Annotated in this window: 15 protein-coding genes, 1 riboswitch and 1 other annotated feature; of the genes, 7 read left to right on the plus strand and 8 right to left on the minus strand. The window is 39.5% G+C overall.

Annotation, left to right across the window (positions count from 1 at the left end):
* The first annotated feature begins 57 nt into the window (after positions 1-57).
* Positions 58-221, plus strand: a riboswitch (M-box (ykoK) riboswitch).
* Between the two features lie 276 nt (positions 222-497).
* Entirely contained in the window at positions 498-1,859 is a 1,362-nt protein-coding gene (gene mgtE / locus BK581_RS10365; protein WP_078578096.1) for a magnesium transporter, read from the plus strand.
* A 150-nt stretch (positions 1,860-2,009) separates the two neighbouring features.
* On the opposite strand, the gene BK581_RS10370 is transcribed toward mgtE, so the two are convergent.
* Both BK581_RS10370 and BK581_RS10375 read right to left on the minus strand, forming a co-directional pair.
* Entirely contained in the window at positions 2,010-3,467 is a 1,458-nt protein-coding gene (locus BK581_RS10370) for a spore germination protein (protein WP_078578097.1), read from the minus strand.
* 302 nt (positions 3,468-3,769) lie between these two features.
* Positions 3,770-4,579 carry an undecaprenyl-diphosphate phosphatase gene (locus tag BK581_RS10375; RefSeq protein ID WP_078578098.1) on the minus strand — a complete coding sequence of 270 codons (810 nt, stop codon included), beginning with the start codon at positions 4,577-4,579 and terminating at the stop codon, positions 3,770-3,772.
* 621 nt (positions 4,580-5,200) lie between these two features.
* On the opposite strand from BK581_RS10375, the gene BK581_RS10380 reads away from it, so the two are divergent.
* The 5 genes from BK581_RS10380 (at position 5,201) to BK581_RS10400 (ending at position 9,933) form a co-directional block, all read left to right on the plus strand.
* The gene (locus BK581_RS10380) at positions 5,201-6,157 is read left to right on the plus strand and encodes an ABC transporter permease (protein WP_078578099.1); all 957 of its coding nucleotides are present in this window, start codon (positions 5,201-5,203) and stop codon (positions 6,155-6,157) included.
* Positions 6,147-7,097, plus strand: a complete 951-nt coding sequence (locus BK581_RS10385; RefSeq protein ID WP_078578100.1) for an iron chelate uptake ABC transporter family permease subunit — start codon at positions 6,147-6,149, stop codon at positions 7,095-7,097. The genes BK581_RS10380 and BK581_RS10385 overlap by 11 nt, the downstream gene beginning before the upstream one ends.
* Positions 7,091-7,849, plus strand: a complete 759-nt coding sequence (locus BK581_RS10390) for an iron ABC transporter ATP-binding protein (RefSeq protein ID WP_078578101.1) — start codon at positions 7,091-7,093, stop codon at positions 7,847-7,849. Before BK581_RS10385 ends, BK581_RS10390 begins: the two co-directional genes overlap by 7 nt.
* A 17-nt stretch (positions 7,850-7,866) precedes the next feature.
* Positions 7,867-8,886: a siderophore ABC transporter substrate-binding protein gene (locus BK581_RS10395; RefSeq protein ID WP_078578102.1), complete on the plus strand. Its 1,020-nt coding sequence runs from the start codon at positions 7,867-7,869 to the stop codon at positions 8,884-8,886.
* 498 nt (positions 8,887-9,384) lie between these two features.
* Positions 9,385-9,933: a hypothetical protein gene (locus BK581_RS10400; RefSeq protein ID WP_078578103.1), complete on the plus strand. Its 549-nt coding sequence runs from the start codon at positions 9,385-9,387 to the stop codon at positions 9,931-9,933.
* Between the two features lie 557 nt (positions 9,934-10,490).
* Here the strand turns inward: BK581_RS10400 and tyrS are convergent.
* From tyrS to BK581_RS10430, 6 genes are all read right to left on the minus strand, one after another.
* Positions 10,491-11,741: a tyrosine--tRNA ligase gene (gene tyrS, locus BK581_RS10405; RefSeq protein ID WP_407690334.1), complete on the minus strand. Its 1,251-nt coding sequence runs from the start codon at positions 11,739-11,741 to the stop codon at positions 10,491-10,493.
* 75 nt (positions 11,742-11,816) lie between these two features.
* Positions 11,817-12,060, minus strand: a binding site (T-box leader).
* Positions 12,061-12,071: 11 nt separating this feature from the next.
* Positions 12,072-12,533, minus strand: coding sequence for a MarR family winged helix-turn-helix transcriptional regulator (locus BK581_RS10410; RefSeq protein ID WP_078578105.1), 462 nt, complete (start codon positions 12,531-12,533; stop codon positions 12,072-12,074).
* A gap of 405 nt (positions 12,534-12,938) precedes the next feature.
* Complete coding sequence (nagE, locus tag BK581_RS10415; RefSeq protein ID WP_078578106.1) at positions 12,939-14,396, minus strand: N-acetylglucosamine-specific PTS transporter subunit IIBC; 1,458 nt, start codon at positions 14,394-14,396, stop codon at positions 12,939-12,941.
* 439 nt (positions 14,397-14,835) lie between these two features.
* A complete protein-coding gene (locus BK581_RS10420) occupies positions 14,836-16,842 on the minus strand; it encodes a methyl-accepting chemotaxis protein (protein ID WP_078578107.1) in 2,007 nt (668 codons plus the stop codon).
* A 402-nt stretch (positions 16,843-17,244) separates the two neighbouring features.
* Positions 17,245-20,328 (minus strand): efflux RND transporter permease subunit, encoded by a 3,084-nt coding sequence (locus BK581_RS10425; protein WP_078578108.1) that lies wholly within the window; start codon positions 20,326-20,328, stop codon positions 17,245-17,247.
* A 73-nt stretch (positions 20,329-20,401) separates the two neighbouring features.
* Positions 20,402-20,956, minus strand: coding sequence for a TetR/AcrR family transcriptional regulator (locus tag BK581_RS10430; RefSeq protein WP_169837665.1), 555 nt, complete (start codon positions 20,954-20,956; stop codon positions 20,402-20,404).
* 1,137 nt (positions 20,957-22,093) lie between these two features.
* On the opposite strand from BK581_RS10430, the gene BK581_RS10435 reads away from it, so the two are divergent.
* Positions 22,094-22,969: a transporter substrate-binding domain-containing protein gene (locus tag BK581_RS10435; protein WP_078578110.1), complete on the plus strand. Its 876-nt coding sequence runs from the start codon at positions 22,094-22,096 to the stop codon at positions 22,967-22,969.
* The last annotated feature ends 3 nt before the right edge of the window (positions 22,970-22,972 follow it).

The raw sequence follows: 22,972 nt of genomic DNA on the forward strand, positions 1-22,972 counted from the left end.
TTTAAAAACAGCATTGACAAGACATGCTTATAGAATATATAATGCCACTGACAACTAAAGAATCCTCGTTAGGTGAGGCTCCTGTATGGAGATACGCTGCTGCCCAAAAATGTCCAAAGACGCCAATGGGTCAACAGAGATCATCGACTTAAGGTGATTTTTAATGTAGCTGGCATCGTCCTATGCCATACAGTGCTAAAGCTCTACGAATGGAGGTGGTATAATGATGCTATTCATTATCGATTATTTATCATGTGCTTTTACACCTTTCATTCGTGAACGGTGTTTTTTTAATGTCCAATTTATCAACACTTTTCTTTAATGACCCATGAGCTTCCTTAAAGAAAAGAAGATCTGAAAGGAGTGAGGAAAATATGGACCCCGTTCCCAAACCAAGTTTAAATTTTTGTTCACGTGTAAAACTACTAAAAAGGGACTGTTTTTCTCGCTCACATAGTGAGGAAATAGCTGTCCCTTACTAAAAGGAGGCTTTTGTCATGGTTAAATTAACAGCACAAAATCGCTACGACTATGCACAATCCGTATTAAGAGCCATTAACGCAGAGAATATTCAGCAATTTAGAGAGCTTTTCTTTGAACTCCATCCTCAAGATCAATTGGAGATCTATCTAGAAACATCACATTCACAACGTCAAAAAATGTATGAATATTTATCGCCTGAGGAATTCGCAGAGATCTTTGAAGAACTTCAAATAGAGGATCAAAAAAAATATTTACTAGAATTAAATGACACGTATGCACAGGATATGATATCCCATATGTCAGCTGACAATGTTGCTGACTTCCTCGGTGAAATTCATGAAACGAAGGCCTCAGCCATTATCGAAGGCTTAGAAGAAAAAGACGCGCAAGATATTAAAGAGCTCCTCGCTTATGAAGAAGAAACTGCTGGGGCAATCATGACAAAGGAGTTCATTAGCTTACGTGCTTCTTCTACAATAAAAGAGGTTATTGAAGTATTACGCCAAGAAGGACCCGATGCGGAAACGATTTATTATTTATATGTTATTAACGAAAAGTTTGAACTTGTTGGGGTTGTCTCACTGCGTGATTTAATCACCTCGGAACCAGACAGCCTGGTTGAGACTGTGATGAGCTCTCGTGTTGTATCCGTTCCAACAAGTGAAGACCAAGAAAATGTTGCTACATTATTTAAAAAGTATGATTTTCTTGCTGTACCTGTCACTACAGAAACGAATAAACTCGTCGGCATTATAACAGTTGATGACATCCTTGATGTTATGGAAGAAGAGGCTACTGAAGACATCGGTGAATTTGCCGCTTCCAGAGGGGCAACAGACTTAACGCTTTCCGCCTTTTCAGCAGCTAAAAAGCGAGCACCCTGGATTATTCTACTTATGTTTTTTGGGATGATCACAGCTGGGGTAATAGGACAATTTGAAGAAACACTTGAGTCGGTCGTTCTTCTCGCAGGATTTATCCCGTTAATTATGGACTCAGCTGGTAACACCGGAACCCAATCGCTAGCTGTCGCCGTTCGTTCTCTCGCTCTTGGGCAACTTGAAAAGAAGAGCCTCAGTAAAATGGTCATGAGGGAATTTGGCACCGGCCTCATGCTTGGCTTAATGTGTGCCGTCACATTAATGATCATTATTCCATTTTTACACGGTAGCGTGTGGCTCGCTTTTATTGTAGGCGTATCTATTTTTCTCTCTCTTAGTATCGCTACTGTCATTGGAACAATCGTCCCATTAGCGATTAATAAAATGAAGCTGGATCCTGCAATCGCTTCGGGTCCATTTATTACGACCGTAAACGATATTATAGGATTACTCATTTACTTTTCGATCGCGACATCTTTAATTGCTTATCTATAGAAGGATTTCAGCAGCTCAACTTAGGTTTTCAACAGTATACCCTGATTTTTCAGCAATGAACGCTGGATTTTCAGCATTAATCCCTAATGTCTCAGCCACATCAAACCTAAATGACAGCCCCCAAAAGCTTTTGGGGGCTTGTTTTTCATATTATTTCGTTCTATCTAGGGGATGGAGGACAGAGGGACGTCTATGTTTAGTTGGTATTGGTGAGCGAAACAAGACGTCAGCGAAAGCTTTCCCGTTAAATGGTATGAACGGCCACAAATAGGGAGTATTTAGTGTTTTCGTCATCGCTAAAGCGATAAGAAGTATGACGGATCCTAAGACAAAACCTAGTAATCCAAATAACGAGGTAATGATGAGCAACAGCAGTCTGATAACTCTGTTTGCAATGCTCATTTCATAGCTTGGCGTAGCGTAGCTTGCTAAAGCTGCCACTGCAATGTAAAGAATCACTTCATGTGTAAATAAACCTACTTCAATTGCTACTTCACCAATGAGAATGGCTGCTACAAGTCCTAGAGCAGTTGCCAAAGCATTCGGTGTATGAATGGCTGCCATTCTTAAGATTTCTAATCCGACCTCTGCCAGCAGAAGCTGAATGATTAAGGGGACCTCCCCTGTATCCTCCGGCCCTATATAATGAATGGCGTCAGGGACAATGTCAGGCACACTCGCATACAAAAACCAAAGAGGGAGCAGAAAAATGGAGGACCAGACAGCTATGAAACGAATCCAGCGTAGAAATCCTCCTATTAACGGTTCTTGCCTGTATTCCTCGGCATGCTGTAAGTGGTGCCAGTATGTAGTGGGACAAATCATAACACTTGGAGAGCCATCTACTAGAACAAGGATATGTCCTTCTAATACATGGGCAGCCGCACTATCCGGCCTCTCTGTATAGCGAACTAGGGGAAAAGGCAGTAAGCTTTTCTTAAAAAGATATTCTTCTACTGTTTTTTCCGCCATCGGCAAACCATCTACCTCGATGTTTTCAAGTTTCTTTCGAACCCGATCCAAGAGTTCAGGGTCTGCCACACTGTCAATATAGGCAAGGGTAATATCTGTTTTGGAGCGGATCCCTACTTGCATATATTCCATAATAAGTGATCGATCACGCAAGCGTCGACGCAACAGCCCGATATTGAAAACAAGTGTTTCAACGAAGCCATCCCGGGGGCCTCTTACAACACGCTCAATATCTGGCTCTTCTGGGGACCTCGCAGGGTATTCACGAATGTCCAGTAAAATGACTTCATCTAACCCTTCTCCTACAAGGGCCGCTTGACCTGATAGTATTTGGGTGACAACATCTTCAAGGTCGTCCGATGTTTCCACTTCTATATGAGGAATAACCCTTTCTACTAAATATTTAGTAGGACTATGTCTTAAATCCTCTTCTTTAATTGTAGAGAGCTCCCTCATGATGTTAACCATGATTAAATCTTTTGCGAAAGCATCTACAAAGAATAAGCCAAACTTTCGGTCACCATAAATAAGTTCGTGATGAATAATATCAAAATTTTTCTCCACACGCAGTTGTTCTGTTAAAAAGGTAATATTATCTGCAAATGACTTATATACCGGCACTTCTGCTTCGCTCACACTTGCCACCTCTGCATTCCACTCAGTTTATACTTGTTAGAGTGGCCCGCCTACTGCTCTCTTATTCCAAAAACAGTCATCATTTTTGTCCTCTGACAGATTATCATTGTTATAAAACAAATTTACACTCAGGACTTTACCTTCTACTTATAGATGGCGCTCACCTCTAGTCAATCAGGATATTGACTAGAGCGTCCATAATCTACCGCCTAAATACAATTACCTCTCCACTCTATTTTGAGCAAAGAGGTTTACGATCGGTTAACTGTGAGAAACAGGGCGGTTTGAAAAATTCCCGTCCCTTATGCAAATATAAGTACAAAAATAGCAACTGAAAAGCAGTATAAAGCGAAGTATAGCAGCTTGCCTCGAGTCACCACGTTAATTAACAGCTTAATAGCAAAAACCGAAACCAATAAGGACACAAAGAAAGCAATCAAATAGAGAATAAGGACATCATTTGATAACACTCTCTCCACAATAACCGAGGATTCCAGTACAAGACTGCCGATACTAACAGGTATTGATAAAAAGAAAGAGAATTTCAGAGCTGTTTCTGCTTCGATTTTTCTAGCGAGAGCTGCCACAATCGTAGCGCCAGATCTGCTAATACCAGGCATGAGAGCAAAAGCTTGCGCAATCCCTACTATCACGGCGTCTGTATATGTAATATCACCATCTTTTTTATAGCCTTTCAAGTGACGAATCAGCCATAAGGCTATTCCTGTTATTATTAGGGCCACTGCTACATAATGAATGTGTGTCATTTCCCCACCGATAAAATCACGTAACAGCCCTCCTGCTAGTACTGCTGGAATCGTCCCTACAATAATTAACATTGAAAGTTTAAAAGAAGCTGCTGTTTTTTCAGTGGGCTTTCGCACATGATTAAGTGTTTCTCTCACCATCACTAGTAAATCAGTTTTATACACAATGAAGACAGCTAAGAGTGACGCACCGTTTAAAAATACTTCAAGATGGAGATCAGGCACATCTACGCCAAAAAAGTAGGAAACAATACGCAAATGGCCACTTGAAGACACAGGTAATGGCTCTGTGGCTCCCTGAATTATCCCAAGAATAATGTATTGAATAATATCACTAAATGTCATCTGTATCCTCCTTAATCAAACCATGAATGATTATCGTACCATTTTTTATACAACATGTTAATCACTCAACTTACCTAAATTATTTCATATTTTTAAAATTGATAATCCTTTGTAAAGTGAGAGCTTTTTCACTAATCATTGCGTAATATAATAATAAGGAAAATTTTAGTCGCATTTATCGACCACACGTTTCACCTTTAAACAGTCCCTTACCGAATAAAACTATAGTCTCTGAAAACATTATGAGTACAGATTAAAAATATAAAACGAGGCTTCAATCTGGGCGTTTTCGTTCTTCTCTCACTATTTGGTCGTTGAGTGAATCAGGACATGAGCGGCCGTTAGCTCCCCTTATATAGATTAGCTCTCCTCTTTATTTTGACCCGGGAGGTTTACGGACGGTTACCTGTGATAATGTGAACCATTTGTGATTTCTTATAGTTTAATAGCTTTTATAAATAGAAAGTGCTTGCGATCTTGAGTAAAGATGTTTTAGAATGGAACCAGAGCTCTTAATTGATAATGAATCTCATTATCATATATTCATAATTATTTTTAATACTAATTAAGTTATGAGGAGGGTAAAGAAATCTTTTAGGTAATGGATGTTGGAGGATTTTGATGAAGAAGCTCATAATGATGATCGTATTACTTGCTATAGCATCTTTTTTTTCACTTTTTATCGGGGCAACATCTCTTTCTCCGCTAGATTTATTTAATATGTCTGACCAACAGTCTAACATTTTCTGGACGAGCCGCGTTCCCCGACTAATTAGTATACTTATTGCAGGAGTGGGGATGAGCATTGCAGGGCTGATTATGCAGCAGCTCACACGAAACAAATTTGTCTCACCCACTACAGCAGGAACGATGGATTCAGCGCGCCTTGGTATCCTTGTCTCCATCATGTTGTTTTCCTCAGCTGCTCCGCTGACAAGAATGCTTATTGCGATGGCCTTTGCTATTGCTGGAACCTTTCTATTTATGCATATCTTAAATCGCGTTAAGTTTAAGGATCCTATTTTTATTCCACTCGTAGGGTTAATGTTCGGAAACATAATTGGCTCAATCACGACCTTCTTTGCATACAGGCATGACCTGATTCAGAACATGACTGCCTGGTTGCAAGGGAACTTTGCTACGACGATGCGTGGGAATTATGAAACATTGTACATGACGATTCCCTTAGTCCTGCTGGCATACTTGTATGCAAACCGCTTTACTGTTGCTGGAATGGGCGAGGATTTCTCAAAAAATTTAGGATTGAATTACAAGCAAGTGGTGAATCTTGGATTAGTTATTGTAGCCGTTATAACGTCAGCGATTGTTTTAACCGTCGGGACAATTCCCTTTCTTGGTCTTGTAGTACCTAACATTGTCACGATTTATCTTGGGGATAACATTAGAAAGAATTTACCTTTCACAGCTGTTTTAGGCGCTATATTTGTTTTGATGTGCGATATTCTCGGCCGAATGATCATTTTTCCATATGAAATACCGATTGGATTGACAGTTGGCGTTATCGGTAGTGGTCTCTTCCTTTATTTGTTACTAAGGAGGAGAAAATATGGGCTATAAAACAAAGTTAACTATTTTAATTTTACTTTCCGTTATCCTAGCCACAATCTTTATGGTTTATGACTCAGGCGGTCACTGGGAATACGTGCTGCCGAGACGAGGAAAAATATTACTCGCTATCGTCATAACAGGGGCTGCAATTGCCTTTGCTACCGTTGTGTTCCAGACAATAACTAACAATCGTATTTTGACACCAAGTATTATCGGTCTGGATTCGCTCTATATGCTTATTCAAACATTCGTGATCTTTACTTTCGGGTCCATGAGTATCGCTATGACTAACGCGAATCTCAACTTTGTCCTGTCAGCAGGCGGTATGATCCTATTTTCATTCGTTTTTTATCAATTACTGTTTCGCGAGGAAGGTCATAATATTTATTTCCTTTTACTCGTTGGGTTGATTCTCGGTACTTTTTTTTCAAGCTTGACGACCTTTATGCAAGTATTGATAGATCCTAACGAATTCCAGTCGGTTCAAAATCGGATGTTTGCTAGCTTTAACAATGTTAACACTGATTTATTACTTATTTCCGTCGTATCATTTATCGTCATTAGTGTTTACTGTCTGCGTTTCACAAAATTTCTTGATGTTATTTCGTTAGGGAAAGACCATTCTATTAACCTTGGAATTCCATATAACAAGCTCATCAAACGAATGCTTTTCGTCGTCGCTATACTCATTTCCATTTCTACTGCGCTTGTAGGACCAATTACCTTTCTCGGGTTACTCGTAGCAAATGTGACCTATGAGTTTCTTAAAACGTACAAACATAGCCAAATCATTCCTGCTAGTATTTTTGTGAGCATCATTGCACTAGTAGGAGGTCAATTGATTGTCGAGAGAGTTTTCACATTTGAAACTACGTTGAGTGTCATCATTAATTTTATCGGTGGTGTGTATTTTCTATACTTACTGTTAAAGGAGAGAAAATCATGGTAGAGGCATTGAAATTATTTAAGAGGTACGGTAACAAGCCGGTAGTTAAAGACGTTTCAGTGAACATTCAAAAAGGTAAGATCACCACCTTTATCGGGCCGAATGGTGCTGGGAAAAGTACACTCTTATCCATGATTAGCCGACTGATTGTTAAAGATGAAGGAGAAGTCCGTATTGAAGGGAAAGAGATTAGCGGTATAAAAGATCGAGAACTTGCTAAAAAAATCTCGATCTTAAAGCAAACGAATCATATTAACATTCGTTTGACAGTAAGGGATTTAGTCTCTTTTGGCCGTTTCCCTTATTCTCAAGGTAACTTAACTGACGAAGACTGGCGCTATGTAGATGACGCCATTAGCTATCTTGAATTGGAAGATATGCAGGATAAGTACCTCGATCAACTAAGCGGTGGACAGCGCCAACGTGCTTATATTGCTATGGTCGTCGCTCAAGATACAGAATATGTTCTTTTAGATGAGCCCTTGAATAATCTCGACATGAAACATTCGGTTCAAATTATGAAAGTTCTTCGAAAAATGGTGGATAAGTTAGGAAAAACGGTTGTGCTTGTTATTCATGATATTAACTTTGCTTCTTGCTATTCCGATTACATCGTCGCCCTTAAGGATGGCGAGATTGTAAAAGAAGGCCATAAATGTGACGTCATCCAAAGTGACACATTAAAAGAAATTTATGATATCGATATTCAAATTCAAGATATTAATAACCAACAAATTTGCGTTTATTTCTCATAAAGGAGTGTTTTAATAACATGAAAAAATCATTATCACTTTTATCACTAACAATGGCACTATCTATTTTTACGGTGGCTTGCGGAGCAAATAATGAGAACACCACAGGCAACAATGATGAAGCTAATAACAATGCAAACACACATGCAGAGGAAAATGTAGAAAACAACGATGCCAATGAAAATGCTGAACAACCTGCTGAAATAACTGTGGAGCATGAATTAGGTGAAACGGTTGTTCCGACTAATCCTGAAAATGTTGTCGTGTTTGACTTTGGTACACTCGATACATTAACTGAAATTGGGATTGAGCCAGTTGCTATCCCGCAAGGAAACATTCCGAGCTTTTTAAGTCAATATGAAAGTGATGAGTATGAAAACGCCGGTACGTTGTTCGAGCCAGATTTCGAAACTATTTATGGCCTTGATCCAGATTTAATCATTATTTCTGGACGTACATCTGAAGCTTACGATGAGTTAAGCGACATTGCTCCAACTATTCACCTCGGTGTTGACCAAGAAAACTATGTCGACTCCTTCAAAGAAAATGCCACTCTTCTAGGTGACATCTTCGGGAAAGAAGCTGATGTTGAAGAAAAGCTTGCTAGTCTCGATGAACAAATTGCAGAGCTAAATGAAGCTGCTAACAACAGTGAAGGGACAGGGCTCATTGTTATGACAAATGAAGGGGCATTAAGTGCTTACGGTCCTGGTTCTCGTTTTGGCGTCCTTCACGAAGAATTTGGTATAACACCAGCGGACGAAAATATTGAAGATGCAAATCACGGTCAAAACATTTCATTTGAATATGTCGTAGAAACTGATCCAGATTACTTGTTTGTCATTGACAGAGGGGCGATCGTTTCCGGTGACGGTGAAGACACAGCGGAAGATACGTTAGATAATGATCTGATCCAGCAAACAACGGCTTATGAAGAAGGAAACATCATTTACCTTGACCCAGAGCTTTGGTACATTGCTGGAGGCGGTTTAAATTCAGTCTCTCTCATGGTTAACGAAGTTTTTGAAGGTATTCAATAAAAAGCAAACGTGTTTAACACTCCGGGGCTGATCCCGGAGTGTTTTTATAACCTGTGAGAGGTAGCTTTATGTTAATTTAGTTATTTGCTTTTTGTAAGGCATCGTAACCCTAAATCCACTTTATAATAGATCATGCAGAGCTTATACTTAATGAAGAAAAACAAGCAAGTTACACATTTACTAGAATAAGTCTAAGCTTTCTCCATTAAATTTGTACGCCACTCTCTATAAAACGAACCTTCAATCAGTGGCAGCCTTCGTTCTTCTCTTACTGATAAGGAACACAAGCTAACGTCTTCTCGCGTCCTGCGAAAAAGCTTGTGTGACCAACATCCTGTTGGCCCGAGTGATTGCGGCCGTTATCTCCCGCCTAAATAGCGTTAGCTCTCCTCTCTATTTTGAGGTAGTGGGCTTACGGACGCTTGTCTGCTAAACGATTTAAAAGAAAGGAAACACACACCGAGAAGAAACTAAAAATGATAGGGGGAGGATGCGACTATGGGGAAAAAGCAAGTTAAAATAACTTCCTATATCTCAAACCATGACGGTGAAAAAGGATTTTTAACGTCTAAAACATTAGAGTATATGTCGATAAAAGATCTAGAAGCTAAGAAAGCAGCAGAAACATTAGCTTGCGGAGACTACATGTATTTGCCTGGCTATATAGACATAAAAATCAATGAGCATACTATTTTAGGAGAAGAGGATTGGTCGGATGATATTGTTAGCGAATGGAAATCCATCTGTGATTTTGTTGTGAAAAGGAAAGAAAATGATCCGCAAGAGATATTTATATTTGGTCACCAACATAACTATTATTTAGAGCTGACCAATAACTTAGTACAAGTCAAGGTCAATCGAGACTATATAAGATCTGGAATAGAGATATTTACACATTATAAGAATATTCCATATGTAGAATTTAAGGAAGCGGTTATTGAAGCAGCAGATGAGTTTTATTCTTTGTGCAAGGATCTTCCTTTTGGAGATGAAGCCAACTTCGAATCTTTCGTAAAAACTTATAAATTATTACGTAATCAAGATTGATTATCTTAAGTATTGCCCCAAAAGACCACCGTAAAATAGGAGGGTACTGTTTGCCAAACCATACTCCAAGTCGCGCAACACCGCTAACATAATGAGCAATGTATCACGTTGTGTAGAAATAAAAATCTCTTTGTCAGGCACTCTTTGAACGCCTCACTTCCTAATGATCATCAGTATCCGATAAGTTACTAAAAATGCTACAGCACTTCGAGTAATTAAAATCAGTTACGTTTTCTAAAGTGGATTTAGTACGTCTAACCCCTATGACAGACATAGGGGTTAGCATATTTTAAAATTAATTAAGTGAATGAATGTCATCATTCGAATAATGACTGTGAGCTTCACTTCAGACGGACGTTTTCCCAAAGGCTTGTATTCAACTAACTTTGGCTCGTGAAACCTTAGCAAAAGTGTCTCTTCAGACTGCACTTCATCCTCAGAAAGTCGTCGTCTTACGTTTCAGTCACTTTTTTCATCTGCATATTATTTGTGTTTTTGCTTTTAAAACATCATGATGGAATTGATTCAAGTGTAAACAGTTAGTTTCTATAAAACAATTAAGCCCTTGCTAGGCGGACTGTTTTTCGCTTACCTACTTGGATGATAAGCCCATCTTGAATTGTCACCGTGTCATGTGGGCTTTTAACAGTTTTGCCAGAGAGTTTCACACCATTATTTTCTATCATTTTGCGTGCTTCACTCTTAGATGGTAGCATGTTTAAGATAACTAATAACTCTGTTATACGAACATGTTCCTCTCCCTCCCAAACGACTGTCGTTACATCTTTTGGTAGATTTCCTTCACGAAAAACTGAAATAAACTGCTGTTCCGCGCCCTCAGCCGCTTCCGCACCATGATACATACGAGTAATGGTTCTTGCTAAACGCATTTTTTCGTCCCGAGGATGTCGTTCTCCAGATTCTAAGCCCTTCTCAATTGACGCAATCTCTTTGGGAGACAAATCTGTTATTAGCTGAAAGTATTTTATCATCAAATGATCAGGTAAGGACATGGCTTTTCCATACATGTCTGTCGGTTTCTCATCAATGCCAATGTAATTGTTTTTCGATTTAGACATTTTGTCGCTTCCATCAAGCCCTTCAAGGAGAGGCATTAGCAAAGCTACCTGAGGTTCTTTCCCTTCTTTTTCTTGAAAATGCCGCCCCATTAAAATATTAAAGTGCTGATCCGTGCCTCCTAACTCGATGTCATTTTCTAACACAACAGAGTCATAGCCTTGCATAATTGGGTAGAAAAATTCATGGACCGAAATGGGTTTATGAAGGGCCATTCGTTCATCGAAATCGTCTCTTTCCAACAATCGGGCTACCGTTATTTTACTTGCTAATTTTATAACTTCTTCAAAATTTAATTTAGCGAGCCAAGAAGAGTTGTAATGAAGCTCTACTTTCTTCATATCGAGTACTTTTGAAAATTGTTCAAAGTAGGTTTTAGCATTGTGTGTTACTTCTTCATCGGTCAATGGCTTCCTCGCCACCGATTTTCCTGTGGGATCACCTATTTTACCTGTAAAGTCTCCAATTAGTAGCTGAATAATGTGACCATTATCTTGAAATTGTCTCATTTTATTTAGAACAACCGTATGGCCGAGGTGAACATCTGGCGCTGATGGGTCTAGCCCAAGCTTAATTTTTAGTGGTACGCCTGTTAAGATAGAACGGGCGATCTTGTTCTCAAGCTCCTCCGGTGGAATTATATCTTGCACTCCCTGCCTGTAGAGCGTCATTTGCCTGTTTACTTCTTTCATTTGTTCCGCTGATAGTTGATTAACGTTATCTGCCATCATAATTCCTCCTCTGATATTAACTAATACATTTCATAACCTTTGTATGAAAAACGCAAAAACGCCCCTCCTAATTTAAGAAGGGACGTGGGTTACTTATTGACACGCGGTACCACCCTTGTTGAGGACATATAACTCTTCCTCCACTTGATTTACAACTTAACGGTTTATCCGGTTTCTGCTAGCTTTTTTCATCACTGCTTAGTTCACAGAAACAGCTCAAGGATGTAATTCGCCGTGCCCTTTGTACCGGCTTGCACCATCCGCCGGCTCTCTGTCACAGGGAGTGACACTGCTACTAGGTTCCTATCATTGCTTTTATCTTATTAAATTTTAAAAGTGATTTTCTTTTATAAGTCTCCTTAATAGCTCTGACATCATCTTCTGTTCTTCTACAGATAAGCTTTTCACAAGATCAATTTCCGACTGGTGAAACGATGGGTATAACTTTTCCATGACTTGACGGCCACTTTCAGTAATGATAACGTACGTCGTTCGTTTATTTTTATCATCCACCTGACGATAACAAAAGCCTTTTCGTTCTAGCGTTTTCGTTACATTACTTACAGTTGCTTTCGATATACCTGATGTTTCCGCAAGCTTTTTAGTTTCTAGCATGTCCCATATCCATAAATCATACAAGATCGAAAAGGAGCTCCACGATAGCCCATAAACAGCTAGAACATCTTTTTCTAGCTTATGTTTCAACCCTTGCGACATGCGATATAGATTTGTTACGACTGAAATAGCTTCCAAGTGTAATGCTTTGATGGGGAGCTGTGTCAGTCTATTCATGGCCGCCACTTCTTCAGGGAGCAGTTCATCTTTTTCATTATAGGTATATATAGGCCATCACCTCCATTTTCCATAACCGTTAGCTATGAAATGATTCTAGCAGAGTAAGATATTTTTTGCAACGCTATTTTATGCATATATCACTTTTTTTAAAAATATGATGGGGAGGTAAGAAGCTACACTGACTCATTTACCGGTGTTTTTTAGTAAACTCACATAGCCAAATGATATTTTAGACATACGGGGATGAATGAATAATTCGTAGGAGAAGTTAAAGGACCTTCAGAAAAGCTTTACTAGCCAAAATGTCGTCACACCAAATGTGCCACTACCGTAAAGAAATCGGCAAAAGGGGCTTTCCTCATAAGCCTCTACTTATGGGAAAACCCCTTCTAAATTCTAAGACTATGTCGTTGTTTTTACCTCATGAAACTTGTTGACCTCGTCCGCAACAAATTGAACATTGGTACCCACAATCACTTGCACACTATGCTTTCCTACAATGTTAACTGCCGGAACACCTGCTGACTTAATTTGCTGTTCATTTATATTTGCCGAGTCGCGCACTTCCACACGTAAGCGCGTGGCGCAATTATCAATGTTAGTGACGTTGTCATACCCTCCAAGACCAAGATAAATTTTCTCAGCTGTGGCAGATAAATCTTTGTCTGTCTTTTGAGACGTGGTCTCTTCTTCTGATGTCTCAAGATCTTCCCTACCTGGTGTTTTGAAATTAAATTTAATAATCAATACGCGAAAAATTGTGTAATAGATAACTGCAAATACGAGCCCTTGAACGATAAGCATATATGGCTGGTTAGCTAACGGCAATCGGGAACTTAATGTAAAGTCAACGAGTCCTGCACTAAAACCAAATCCTGCTGTCCATCCAAACGTTGAAGCTATGAATAGGGATAACCCTGTTAATACAGCGTGAACGACATAAAGGGCTGGAGCTAGGAACATGAATGAAAACTCTAATGGTTCTGTCACACCTGTAAAAAATGCGGCAACTGAAGCAGCCATTAATAATGAGGCTACTTGTTTCTTTTGCTTTGACTTCGCTGTATGATACATAGCAAGGGCTGCTGCTGGTAATCCAAACATCATAATAGGGAAGAATCCCGCTTGATACATCCCCGTCACACCTAACTCTCCATCACTTGACCAAAAGTTTCCGATGTCATTAATGCCTGCTACATCAAACCAAAATACTGCATTTAAGGCGTGATGTAAACCAGTAGGAATTAATAAACGATTAAAGAAGCCGTAGAGGCCCGCCCCAACAGAACCTAATTGGCTGATGTTAGTCGCAAATGATACGAGACCGGAGTAAACGACAGGCCATACAATAATAAAAATTAATGATACCGCTACCATTACTGCTGCACTCAAAATTGGCACAAGCCGTTTCCCACTAAAGAAAGCTAACGCATCAGGCAATTTAACATGACTAAATTTGTTATACAATACACTAGCAATAATCCCTGAAATAATCCCCACAAAAGCATTTTCAATATTTCCGAAAGCGGCATTTACCTCTCCTGGATCAACACCTTGATACAACGCGACACTATCAGCTGAAAGCACATTCGTAATGACAAGATACGCCACGAGCCCACTTAAAGCCGCCGCGCCATCTTTCCCTTTTGACATTCCAAGTGCAATACCGACAGCAAATAATAATGGAATATAGTCAATGATTGAACTCCCTGCAGCTATTAAAAAGGCGGCAATAAGATTTCCTTCCCCCCAGCCATATGGATCGATCCAGTAACCAATCCCCATTAATATGGCCGCTGCTGGCAGGACTGCCACCGGCAACATAAGTGACTTCCCAAGATTTTGTACATATTTCATCATTTTAAATCCTCTCCTCCCTTCAATCTCTATGAATCACATTGAGTATAGCATGTTGAAAATATAGTTGTCTATACCAATGTCACATAATATAACATATTTTCAGTTATTTATCCCTCTCCTCTTTTGTTAACTTAAAATAGTCTATTCATTTCCTTGACAGATTTGATAGATAAGTCGGACGTAAGCTGAGCAGTTTGTTCCATATTAAAATATGGTAAATATTTCATTGAAAATTTGGTCCATCAGGTCATGTCCGGTGAAAGCTCAATCTGGACGTTACCAGCTGTTAGCTATCTACTTTACCTCCCCTTTCTATTTTGAGGCGGGCGTTTTACGAACGGTTATCTGTGATATAAGGAAAGAGAGGCACCCACCCAAAATACATTTGGATGCGTTCCTCTCTATGTTTTATTAAAGATTCATTTTTAAGCTCTTTTAATTAGTTCTCATCTTCTTCAGTTACTTCGTTTAATTCTTTTCTTTCAGGTAATTGGAAAGATATTGTGTGTTCCTGTAACTCTTCAGCAACTTTAGCCAAAGATTCTGCTGACGCTGAGATTTCCTCAATTGAAGCAAGCTGTTCTTGTGATGCGCCGGCCACATTTTCCGTTTCAGCCTTTGTATCTCGTGACATAGTTTCTACTTGTTGCATATCAGTCACAACACCTTCGATTTTAGTTGAGATACTCGTTGTCATATTAGCAATGGCTTTCACTTGCTCCGTTACTTGTTTGACGAAAGAATCCACCTCTCCCACTCGTTCCTCTGTTTCTGTGAAACGGGCAATTCCTTGAGTAAGCTCTGCACTTCCTTCTTTCATAGAGCTAAGAGATAAGTCAGCTTTTTGCTGAATAGTGGTAATCATTTCTCTTACTTTACCAGAAGATTCGTTTGTTTGTTCTGCTAAAATACGTACTTCATCAGCAACAACTGCAAATCCTTTACCATGCTCGCCAGCTCGTGCTGCTTCAATGGCTGCGTTCAGGGCCAGTAAATTCGTCTGTTCAGAAATAGAGGTGATCACTTGAATAATTTCATCAATTTCATTTGTTGATGAGTGAACACTTTGGATATTTGACGATAATTCTTGGTTGTTAGATTCAATCTTTCGCATCTGAGCTTCTAACTGTTTAACTGTCTCATTCACACGCTCTAACGCTTGGTCAGCAGACACTGTCTGTTCATCCAATTGAGCAGATTTATCATTAATATCTTTCACACTATCAGAAATATCATGAATACTATTAAAACTGACGTTTACTTTTTCAGCCTGACTATCCATTGATTCTGACACATTCATGACAGAAGAGGCGATAGACTCGGTTGCACGACTATTTTCATCTGTGGTTGCATGTAGCTCTTCTGATGAAGCAGCGACCATAGAAGATTTATCACTAATATACGTCAGTGTATGAACTAATGATTGTTGCATATTTTGGAAGGCTTCGCCCAATTGACCAATTTCATCGTTGGATGTTACTGCGATTTCTTCTCTTAAATCCCCTGAACTAATGACATTAGCACTTTCAATTAACGATTGGATTGATCGTACAATACTTCTTATAACTATAAAGACAATTGCGCCAAATACTATAATAGCTGCTGCTAAAACGATCAGTGTCATAATAATAATTGGGAAACTCGCATCCCTTAATTCCCCTTCTGACATGGCGCCAGCTAACTTCCATCCTGTCAATTCATTCGTTGTATGGAAAATGCGAAGATCTTCATCTGCGAAATCCGTATTGTATGACCCTGACGCTTCCGCAAATAATTGATTCGCCCAGTTACCCTCTGCTACTTCACCTGTTTCAATATGTGGGTGAACGACAACTGCTTGTGAAGGCGATAAAAGCATAGCATAACCTCTTTCACCAATAGAAATGGTGCCTAACAATTCTGCTAGCTCTTCCATCTGCAAGTTTGCAGCTACGACACCACCGCCATTATCTAACTGCTTTGAAATCGTCACCACTAATTCCCCTGTAGACGCAGTATGATAAGGTTCGGAGATAATTAACTCTCCAGACGCCGCCTCAGCATCAATATACCAATCTCTTTCACGAGGATCGTAATCATCTGCTAGTCCCATATCTGGGCGCTGAATCATATCTCCCTCCGTTGTACCAACAAATGACGAAACAAGTCCGTCTGTTGTGAGAAAATACTGTTCTATTAAATCTCCCAACTCTTCTTGGCCATCTGCTTCTAACAAACTTGTATCAAGCGTTGAAGCAAAATACGTCATATTATTTGCGATTGGCTCAATATGATTTGTCACCAGATGATCAGCAATTCTTACACTTTGCTGAGCTGCATCAGACATTTGAGTGTCTAGCTCACTCTCAGCCGTATAATAACTGCTAATTGCAATAATCACACTTGGACATATAAGTGCTAGTGCAAAGGAAATATACAATTTCGCTCTTAATGATAATTTCTTCAATTCGACACACCTCTCTTTAGTTCGACAAGATATTTATTATATCGACACATATTCGTCACTCTACATAGGTATTTTGTTGTTATTATATAAATTATTCTTTTAAAAGAAATAATTACATATATTTAACAAAAAATAGAATAAATTTAGATTTTTCTGTCAATAGGAAGATAGTTACTGGATAAATGCTTGACTATTAATCCACAAGCTGTCCCACCACATACTTAAGAAAACCTACGCTGCTTAAAATGACTTTCAACGAGGAAATGTGAGACTACCAGCTTTGAAGATATAATCGTCTGCTCTTTCTTTAATGTAGATACTATCCTTTTAAAGTCAGCTTTACTAAGGACTGCACACAAACAAGCTCTAACAGTTGATCTGTTAGAGCTTGTCATTGTGACGTTATCCTTTTCCAAATTTAGTGGCAAATGCTGTGTAAATAGCTGGTACAAGGATTATCGTGATTAAAGCAGAAAAGAGTAAACCGGAAATAATTGATATTGCCAGAGGAACGAACAACACATCTCCACTCAATGCTACTGGGGTCAATGCCCCTATAGCTGTGAAAGCCGTCAGTAGGATCGGCCGTAAGCGGACGCGGCCAGCTTCAACTACCGCTTCCTTTAACGGCATGCCTTGTTGTCGTCGCTGTTTAATAAATTCTAAAAGTACGATTGAATTTCTCACGACAATTCCTGCTAGTGAGACAATTCCCATTAACGCCATAAAGCCTAACCCGGTTCTCGTCAAGAACAAGCCTGCCATGGCACCAGCTCCAGCAATATAGACCGTGCTCATCACTAACAATGGGATACTCAACGAATAAAATTGGATTGCCATAATGATATAAATGAGGAACAAGACGACGAGAAACAGCGTAAACAATTCAATAATGAAATCTGTCCTTGCCTCTGTTTCTCCACCAACAGTAACTGAATAGTCAGCTCCCGCTCGGCTCTCAACATCAGCCCCAATTGCTTCAATCGCTTCCTCAAGCCCCTCATCATTTCCCACTGCTGGGTACACTCTCACATTAACTGTTCGGCGTCCGTCTTCCCGTAAAATTTGCGGAATTTCTTCAGTTTCAGCTAAATCGACTAAACGATCTAAAGTGACTGTTTCAGGAAGAGCGTCATTCACTTGTGGCTGAACAGGAATCTCAATTTCTGATAAGTCTGGTAAACTTCCTTCTACCTTGTCAACTGACAAGAGTAGGTTGATGGCTTCCTCTCCTGTTCGGAAAGTCATTAATGGCACCCCTTCTGTTCGAAGTGCGATTTGTTCGCTAATATCACTCAAGGTTATTCCGCTTTCTTCAAGTTCCTCTCGCACTGGCGTATATACGACTGTAGGTCGGCGTGGTCCCATATCATCTAGAACCGTGCCACTATTAGAAAGATCTTCTATTTTCATTTGTAATTCATAGCTCATGTCCATTAATGTCTCTACATCAGGACCTTGCAGCTTCACAGCAATAGGTGCTCCCACTGGTGGTCCTGCTTCTATCGTCGTCAGCTCAATCTCGGCTTCACTGAATCTCTCCTGCAATTCTTCAGTCCATCGTGAAATAGTTTGTTCAGCCGATTGTGCCTCCCTGTTCGTTCTTAATAACAAGTGGCCTGTTTCTTCATTACTGTTATCTATACCACTTCCAAATAACGGTGGCAAACCATCACCAGCGTAAATGGCCGTTTCATAAATATGTTCATCCTCTGCTACTATCACATCTCTCATGTCCCTAAGTAAAATTTCTGTTTCATCTATAGGCGTACCTGCTGGGAGCCTCACTTCCACAGTGACTTCATCTCGGTCCGTTGACGGAAAAAATTCAACAGGAATAAAGGGAATTAAGGCGTAAAAACTTGTCGTGATTAAAAAGCCTATAATAGCGACTTTCCAAGGATGTCGGACAACTTTTCGTAAAATAGTATCACTGTACCAGTCCGCTAATCTGTCAATCTGTTTACCAAACAGTCCTTCCTTCGGAGCATGGTGCTTTTTCTTCCTTACCCGACGCTGTTTTTTCTGTCTCCAAATCAAAAATATTGGAACGAAAGTTAATGCTACTACTGTGGAAGCTAAAATCGTCATAATTAACACAGTAGGGAGTGCTCTAATAAAATCACCATTGCTTCCTGAAATAAAGACGAGTGGAAGAAATGTGACAACGATCGTCAAAGTCGATGTAATGATGGACGTTCTTACTTCCTTGCTTCCTTTCAAAGCACCATCAACCGGTCCTAACCCTTGACGATACTGATAACGGATATTATCTCCCACAACGATCGCATCATCTACTAAAATTCCCAAGGCAATAATTAAACCAATAATTGATATTTGATTTAAATCTACATTAAAAAATGGCAATGGAATTAATCCAATAAACACAGATGTAGGGATAGCTAACGCCACAATGATTGCTGAGGCAGCATTTAAGCCAAGTAATGTCACAATAATAACTGACAGGGCGGCTAATAAAAAAGAGAATGCCAAATCTCCAAAAATGTCATCTACTATCGTTTGTTGTGTATAAAATAAGGTCATCTCCATATAATCGGGCAAGTCTTCTGCTGCTAACTCTGTCATTAACGCATCCACTTCCTCGTGGAGTTGTGGGACACTAGCATCCTCCACAGGAATGATTGTAAAGGAGAGAGCTGCTTCATCCTCATGGAGTGTGATCAAATCATTGGCGTTATCATACATAGGGGCTACTTCAGCCACATCTTCAAGATAGACGCTGTTCCCCTCTTCATCAATGCCTACGAATATGCTGGCAATGTTAGCCTCATTTTCTATAAGTTCTAACGCTAATTGAACATTTCTCTCGTCACTTCTTTGAACGCCGAGTGGTTGAGTGGCTAGTTCACCTTCTAAAGCTGTGATGACACTCGATAGTTGAAGCCCTAACTCGTCTAATGCCTCACTATCCACATCTATCATGAAAAAGTGATCAGGCAATCCTTTTACTATCGTACGTTCTACCCCAGACAGTCCTTCAACCTCTCGCTGCCACTCATGAAGGGTATCTTTCAATTCATAAAGGGTCTCACGATCCTCATAAAAAATATGATAGCTTGATAACGCACCTAATGTCGCTTCCTGAGACAGTTCAGGTGTCATGGCTTCGTCTGGAAATCTACCACTTACACTAAGAATCGCTTGTTGAACATCATTAAATACGTCATTTTGATTAACACCATCTTCTACCTCTACAATAATTGTAGAAAATCCAGAGGTAGAGACGGAAGACATGTCACTTACCCCTTCTATTACCTCGATTTCCTCTTCTAATGGTATCGTTATTTGCTGTTCCACCTCTTGAGGGGTACCTCCTGGATAAACGGTTGAAACAGTCCCTATATTCAGTGAAATTTGTGGTATTTCTCGTTGAGGTAATTGAAAAAGTGTTAATACACCGATGATAACTAATATAAAAACAAACATCAGTGTAATTTTAGGACTTTTTATAATTGAATTAAACATTAGAACCCTCCAAGTGATATTTTTTAAGTTAGGAAAATGACAGTAGTGTCATTTAAAAGCACAAAAAAAGCCATTAGTTAGTAAAACCGTTTAGAAGAAGGTCATGCACCTCATTGACCCACTCTTCAAGTTCAGTGTGCACGGGGATTTGGACCGTTGCCATCATTAAACCCACAAGTGTTGGCATTTGAATATCTGTTCTAATCTGGCCTTCCTGCTGTCCTTTATACAATACATCAGAAATCTTTTTTTTCATTTTTCGAAATAACACATACATTTTTTGTGTGTTCTCTTCAACCTTTGGCGTCGCTTTCTGATCAATATAGGGCATAATTTGCAGCATCTGATGCATATTAGCATACTTCACCCAAATACGTAGAAGTGTTTTAAGAGGCTCTTCCGATTTTATGGCGTCATCCATTTTTCTTACTGCTTCTTCGATAAGGTGAAGCATATAAGCCGTAATGAGCTCTTCTTTTCTCGGATAATAATTATAAATCGTACTTCTAGCCACACCAAGCCGTTCTGCGAGAGCTTTAAAATGAAAGCCAGTATAGCCTGCTTCTAAAATTAATTGTTCCGTTTCGTAAAATAATTGCGTTTGATCTATTGTTTTTTGCCGGCTCATACTGTTAAGCTCCTTTTTACTCAGATGGATGGCCATCGCCAATTTCTTGATTTTACTTATAATAAAGGGTCCCTGCTTATTTGTATGAATAAGGTCACTGACTCCGTTTATTTACCCAGTCTTTCTTAACGATAAACCTCATATTCGTATTTAAATGTACCAAATTGCAACCGTGCCGTCTATCTTGTCCGTAACACGCCCCTTAACAAGCTTTAATGATGGCCTTTTTACGCCTGATTTTTCTTTCACACTAACTTATCCCTTATATGTATTTATAATCATCCTGAATCCGTGATGACATAATTTGCTCTTTTGTATCAAACCCCAAAACCTTACGATTTAACTTTGTAGAGTGAATACTCGAATCCGTTACTGGTGGACGCTTTCCACGGGCACGGCCTCAGCCTCCTCGACGCAAAAAACGCGTCTGTGGGGTCTTCAGCTCGCGCTGTTCCCGCTGGAGTCGCCACCATTCACTGCTTCGATTAAATAGAAAATTCTAAATGAAGTAGCCTAAAATTTGTTAGAATTAGAATAGGGACTATTCACCAGGTGGGTTGCTTTGCTTATAATTTACTTCGTATTATTGGACAAGAAATCTAAAAGAAGAGGATGCCCACTGAAGAAAAAAGTTATTCGTCGACGAGTGAAAACTGTGATTCAAAATTTGATGACACTTGCATCAAACATGGTCTCACACACAAGAAAGCTATATTTAAAGTTTGGTAATCACAGTCCGTGGTTTCCTACATTCAAACGAATATATTTATGTTGTTCTCATTAAATAAAAATCATTAACAGTGATTCAGAGCCTGAAAAATGATCAGTTTATCAGGCTTATTAAGCCCATAGAAGTTGATATGAAAGGAATCTAGGAGACTCCTGCGGGATCAAAGGCAAGGGTGAGACCCCACAGACCGCAGGTCGAGGAGGCTCACCAGCCGCCCGCGGAAAGCGAGTAGATGGATGACATATCAACACTTACTATCACGGATTCAGGATCATTTTAAAATGAGATTTACTGCTGTTAAGGGGAGAATTTAACTTTTAAATTGATAAGCAAGGTGATTGCTTAATCCCAAGTTCCATGCTATGTTTTTACTGGACTAAAGATTTAATTACTTTAAGGAGGACATCATGAATCATTTTTTCAAAAATAAAAAGCAGTCATTGTTACTAGGTGGTTTATCCATGACACTTATCCTTTCCGCATGTGGTGGAGGAGAAAATAATCAGAATGAGCAAAACGAAGAGAGCACGCCAACAGCTTGGGATGAGATCCAAGAAAGCGGCGTTATCACAGTGGCCACATCAGGTACACTATATCCTACCTCGTATCATTCTGATGAGGATAATGATTTAACTGGGTTTGAAGTAGAAATTGTGAGAGAAGTTGCCGATCGACTCGATTTAGACGTGACATTTACCGAAATGGGTTTTGATGGCATGCTCACTTCTATTAATAGCGGTCAAGTAGATTTAGCCGTGAATGATATTGATATAAACGAGCGTCGAGAAGAAGACTTCTTGTTTACAGATCCTTATAAATTCTCATACGGAGCTATGATAGTGCGTCCTGATGATCACTCTGGCATTGAGTCCTTAGAAGATCTGGAAGGAAAGCGACACGGAGGCGCTGCTACTACTATTTATATGCAGCTTGCTGAAGAGTATGGGGCTGAAGGGGTTACGTATGATAATGTGACGAATGATACGTATTTAAGAGATATCGAAAACGGACGCCTTGATGTCGTAATGAATGATTACTATTTACAGTCGCTTGCTATTGAAGCGTTACCCGACATTGACGTTGTGATCCATCCGGACTTATTTTACTACCCTAATAATCAAGCAATGATCATGAAGAAAGACAGCGTTGAGTTGCAAGAAAACATTAATAGCGTCCTTGCTGAGATGATGGAAGACGGTACAATCACTGAGCTTTCCGAGCAATTCTTCGGTGGACAAGATGTTTCTCAAGAGCCGGATATTGACTTTGAAGTGGAACAATAAAGG

It is taken from the genome of Salipaludibacillus agaradhaerens, from assembly GCF_002019735.1.
Taxonomy (GTDB): domain Bacteria; phylum Bacillota; class Bacilli; order Bacillales; family Salisediminibacteriaceae; genus Salipaludibacillus; species Salipaludibacillus agaradhaerens.